Source organism: Nostoc flagelliforme FACHB-838 (genome assembly GCF_014698065.1).
In the GTDB taxonomy this organism is placed as follows: domain Bacteria; phylum Cyanobacteriota; class Cyanobacteriia; order Cyanobacteriales; family Nostocaceae; genus Nostoc; species Nostoc flagelliforme_B.
In genome coordinates this window covers 1-3,864 of sequence record NZ_JACJSI010000493.1, presented here as the reverse complement: position 1 = coordinate 3,864, position 3,864 = coordinate 1, and the positions used below count along the sequence as shown (strand labels likewise).

The window sequence follows — 3,864 nt, the reverse complement described above, 5'->3', positions numbered from 1 at the left end:
TTGGCTGGTCTGTATGATGGTAATCCCAAGCGCCACACAACCAAACCAACAGCAGAAAAGTTGTTGAATGCTTTCAATGGTATAACAATGTATTTTCATCGAGACGGCAGCTACGAAATGACTCAACTCGGTGAACTTCAACAACAAATTTTAACTCTGATGGGAATACCGCAGTCACTTTACACTTTCCCTTACCTTGTACCTGGATAAGTGCTTACCAGAATCCTATCTAATTAAGCTCCATAAGCTTTACAGTGCATTAATTCCTCTTCTAGCTTTTTAAATCAGCGAACCGACCGTTCAGAGACTAACTGGCGCAGAATAAATCGTCTCATCTTCCTGACGCCATGAGGGATCGACTATGCAAATAAATACTAGCGACTCTTCCCCACAATTACGAATAAATTGTCTAGCATTCGGTGGAATGTACACCGCATCTCCTGGTTCTACTATCTGAAGTTCATTATCTATATGTGCCCCTTATGCGAAACTCACGGAACAATTGCAGTAACGCGGATTTCAATCCGCATCGTTGGAAGTCCAAGAGCCGCGACTCCTACCTGTGTCCAAATTGGGGCATGGTTGGGCATGTAATGGCGATATAGCCTGACCATCACATCGTTAACTTCCGGGGGAAACCCGCCAACATGGTAAGAATTGACGTGGACAACATGCTCCCAACCTGCCCCGGCGGTTGCCAAGGTTCGCTCTACGTTCCGAAACGTCTGAGCAATCTCGTCTGCAAGCGATTCGGTAATTTGCAGATTGTCATCCCAGCCACCTTGTCCTGATATCTCCACTCGATTGTCAATTTTTACCGCTTGCGAGTAATGCAATTGATTCAACTTTTTCTACAAGCTTGCTTCATCAAGATACGGTTGTTTTTATACACCTCTAAAGTTCCAGACTGCGGGTTATCCAACGTGCCATCCCATACCCAATATTCATAAATTCCATTCCGAAACTTATACACTCGAACACCTTCTGTTGCTTGGCTAGTTCCTTTACCCAAACTTAAATTACCGTTAGTACTGGTTGCACGATAAAGCAGTTCACCGTTCGTATAATTCTGCCAAATATTGATGTTGTACCCACCCTGGCATTTTGTACTCAGGATGATGCCAGCAGTAGAATCAGCAGAAGCTCTTAAGGAAAAATTAGCTAAGATACTGATTGGCAGAGCCAGGAGGAACGCAAATGTTTTCATGAGTGTTGTAAAATTAATGAGTTTGACATTACTCGATTGCTGCTACAATGCGGTTTCAAAAACGCCAAGGTGCGATCGCCTTTTAGGCGGGCGCTTTGCGCCATCGCGTGCTAATTCTGCAACTTATTTGTGATCGACGAAACTAAGTGCTTCATTGATTAAAGGTGCAATAATAGCGATATTTTTCACCAACTCATCCGAGAAGTAGTTTGTATTACGATCCATTTAAAGGTAAAACGGCGCAGAATCGAATGGCACTAAGAAAAGCCCAAAAGCTTGTTTAGTCTCGTTCCCAGCCTGGGCAAGGGCTGTGTCTTAACTTAGTGCCATTCTATTTAGACCCTAATGTTCAGAATTGACTTGCCATGTAATCACAATGATTTCTACAAACGGTAAGACAAATATTAGCCGCGAAAACGCTCCTAAAATGGCTTCCATCGTCCAGTTCTGACTCTGAACCTCCCAGATCATCCCAACAATGTTCACTCCAATCCCCAACCAGGGTAGAATGACCAGTGAATTCCGTCTGCGATAGAAGCGGATCGTCGTCTCGCGCCAAAATGGGAAGGTGCTGAGGAGACAAAAAATGTAGAAGGTTCCTGCACTGATGAACAAGCTTCTTTGAAGACCCGAAGGCAAGTTTGGGTATCCAAGTGCGATCGCACTCAGGCAAACTCCGAGCGCGAGGTACAGGAAAGTAAACAAGGTAAATCGTTTCATTATTTCTTCTCCGGTGAAGCGTATTCTCTGTACCAGACACGCCCACATTGAAAGCAATTGATTGTAATGCCCTGACCGATCATCACTGGGTGGAAACCATTACTGACTGTCACTCCGTGGACATCATCACTTGTGCCTCCTATCCGATCGGGTAAAACGACAGTTTCAACATTGATCGCCTGTGTCGTTGTATTTTCGATCCCCTGATTGACAGCACTCACAACCTCCGAGAAAGATTCATACTTGGAAGCTCCGCCGAAGGGTCCCTGTTCAGTAATGCGAGGCGCAAAATCTTTGCATTTAATCATTTTTCCACCGCCTTAAAACTGTAGAGCTGACTTAGAGTCTTCGTAGATAGTCGCTCCCGCACTGCGAAGTTCATTCAGAAACCATTCGGTATCCGAGAGCAGTTCGGGTAGGTAAAGCCCAGGGCGGGCAGGAGCGCGGTCATTCAGTCCCAATACCGACACGAGAGAAAGAACGACGCTCAGACCCGTTAGTGAGGCTGCGCCACGCTTGAACTCCAGCATTGATCGCGAACGCTGCGTTCGACCATCGGCTTCGCCCTCAATCTCGACGACGATCTCGGTCGCTGCCTCACTGCCCCGGTGGCGACTGGATGATTCGTCAGTCACTAGGTCGAAACGGACATTCGGTGCCCCAGTGGCAGTATGGAGGCTAGCGATATCGAACGTTGAAAATGCGGTGGCATCAAGTAAGCGACCGTCAATTGATTCGATCTTGCCCTTTGCTGCGTCGCCGGACAGCCATAAGCGCCGCCCACCCTCGAATACCATTGCGGGGGGAACAGTCCCGTGTACCCGCTCCATATCTTCGAGCGACGCTGGACCTGCTGGATCATTCTCGTCGAGGATTGCTCCGATCTGGATGGAGTGGATGACCTCGAAGCCTTTGACACTGTTGAGTGCCAGAAACACAGCCGCACCAGCCATCCAGTGACTGGCGAGCACGACGGGTGCTGCGGTCGCACGATGCGCGAACATCGCCAACTCAGGTCCAATTTCGGTGAGGGCAGCGTTGATGTTCAGGTAAGGGATGCCCAAGTCCTGCGCGTAGCTCAGTCCTTTGAGTCCGGCTTCGGGAGCCAACATGACCACAGCAGCGACTGTGACATCATCACCGAGACCCAAGCGGGGCTTATCGATATCTATGGCAACAGCTTCGGCAGCGCCCACCTCCTGGGCTACTTCACTTGCCGATTGCAGGTTCCGTCCTCCGATGAGCACTCGAACGCTGGGGTGCCTCTCGCGGAACCACCTGACGGCAGTGCGCCCCACGAAGCCCGATCCTCCGGCAAAAAGTACCTGTCCTAAAGCCACCTTATTTTCAAGTATCATGATTTTTATCTCTTGTTATGAAACCAGTTGCATTTACTTGAGTGTGATGACTTCCAACACTCAGTTTCTTTCAGATTCTGATGGTGCTTCTTTCAGCGATAGTGAACCTGTTTCGAGGTCATTCCAGCAAATTGCTTAGAGACCACCTATTCGGAACTGCGATCGCAAAAAGATATCTGCCAAGATCGCGATTTAGCCTGCTGTATATCCACCATCGATCGCTAAGGGTTGCCCAGTGATGTAGCTGGCAGCGTCGGAGCAGAGAAACACCACCGCTTGAGCAAATTCTGTTGCCTGACCGATCCGACCGATAGGAACCATAGACCCAAGATCATCGAACGTTATGCCTATCTGGTCAGCGCTACGAGCCATTAGATCACAATACGGTTCAGTTAAGGCTCAAAAGCTTATGAGTGACGTTAAATTTCGGAGCTTCGACTCGTTGTCCAGTACCTCTGTGTTTTGTTTTTTTAGAACGAAACTTTGATACAGGTCTTTTTACAACCCTGGGATTAGTACGGTGAACGCGTTCGGGTAACAACGTATCTAGGATTTCTACAATTAACCAATTGAAAAAAA

General features: G+C 47.9%; 8 protein-coding genes and 1 pseudogene. 1 reads left to right on the top strand and 8 read right to left on the bottom strand.

Annotation, left to right across the window (positions count from 1 at the left end):
* Nucleotides 1-210, top strand: a pseudogene (locus H6G97_RS47270) (hypothetical protein); the annotation flags it as partial.
* A 90-nt stretch (nucleotides 211-300) separates the two neighbouring features.
* On the opposite strand, the gene H6G97_RS47265 reads toward H6G97_RS47270, so the two are convergent.
* The 8 genes from H6G97_RS47265 to H6G97_RS52040 all read right to left on the bottom strand — a co-directional run.
* Nucleotides 301-471, bottom strand: coding sequence for a cupin domain-containing protein (locus tag H6G97_RS47265; protein WP_338422005.1), 171 nt, complete (start codon nucleotides 469-471; stop codon nucleotides 301-303).
* Between the two features lie 20 nt (nucleotides 472-491).
* Entirely contained in the window at nucleotides 492-845 is a 354-nt protein-coding gene (locus tag H6G97_RS47260; RefSeq protein WP_190947276.1) for a RidA family protein, read from the bottom strand.
* Nucleotides 842-1,207, bottom strand: coding sequence for a hypothetical protein (locus H6G97_RS47255; RefSeq protein WP_190947275.1), 366 nt, complete (start codon nucleotides 1,205-1,207; stop codon nucleotides 842-844). Before H6G97_RS47255 ends, H6G97_RS47260 begins: the two co-directional genes overlap by 4 nt.
* Nucleotides 1,208-1,549: 342 nt before the next feature.
* Entirely contained in the window at nucleotides 1,550-1,927 is a 378-nt protein-coding gene (locus H6G97_RS47250; RefSeq protein WP_190947274.1) for a hypothetical protein, read from the bottom strand.
* Nucleotides 1,927-2,235 carry a hypothetical protein gene (locus H6G97_RS47245; RefSeq protein ID WP_190947273.1) on the bottom strand — a complete coding sequence of 103 codons (309 nt, stop codon included), beginning with the start codon at nucleotides 2,233-2,235 and terminating at the stop codon, nucleotides 1,927-1,929. Before H6G97_RS47245 ends, H6G97_RS47250 begins: the two co-directional genes overlap by 1 nt.
* 12 nt (nucleotides 2,236-2,247) lie before the next feature.
* Nucleotides 2,248-3,285 carry an NAD-dependent epimerase/dehydratase family protein gene (locus tag H6G97_RS47240; protein ID WP_190947272.1) on the bottom strand — a complete coding sequence of 346 codons (1,038 nt, stop codon included), beginning with the start codon at nucleotides 3,283-3,285 and terminating at the stop codon, nucleotides 2,248-2,250.
* 192 nt (nucleotides 3,286-3,477) lie between these two features.
* Nucleotides 3,478-3,657 (bottom strand): SDR family oxidoreductase, encoded by a 180-nt coding sequence (locus H6G97_RS47235; RefSeq protein WP_199350145.1) that lies wholly within the window; start codon nucleotides 3,655-3,657, stop codon nucleotides 3,478-3,480.
* Between the two features lie 16 nt (nucleotides 3,658-3,673).
* Nucleotides 3,674-3,864 (bottom strand): hypothetical protein (locus H6G97_RS52040; RefSeq protein ID WP_206759138.1); only part of this gene is annotated, 191 nt, incomplete at its 5' end.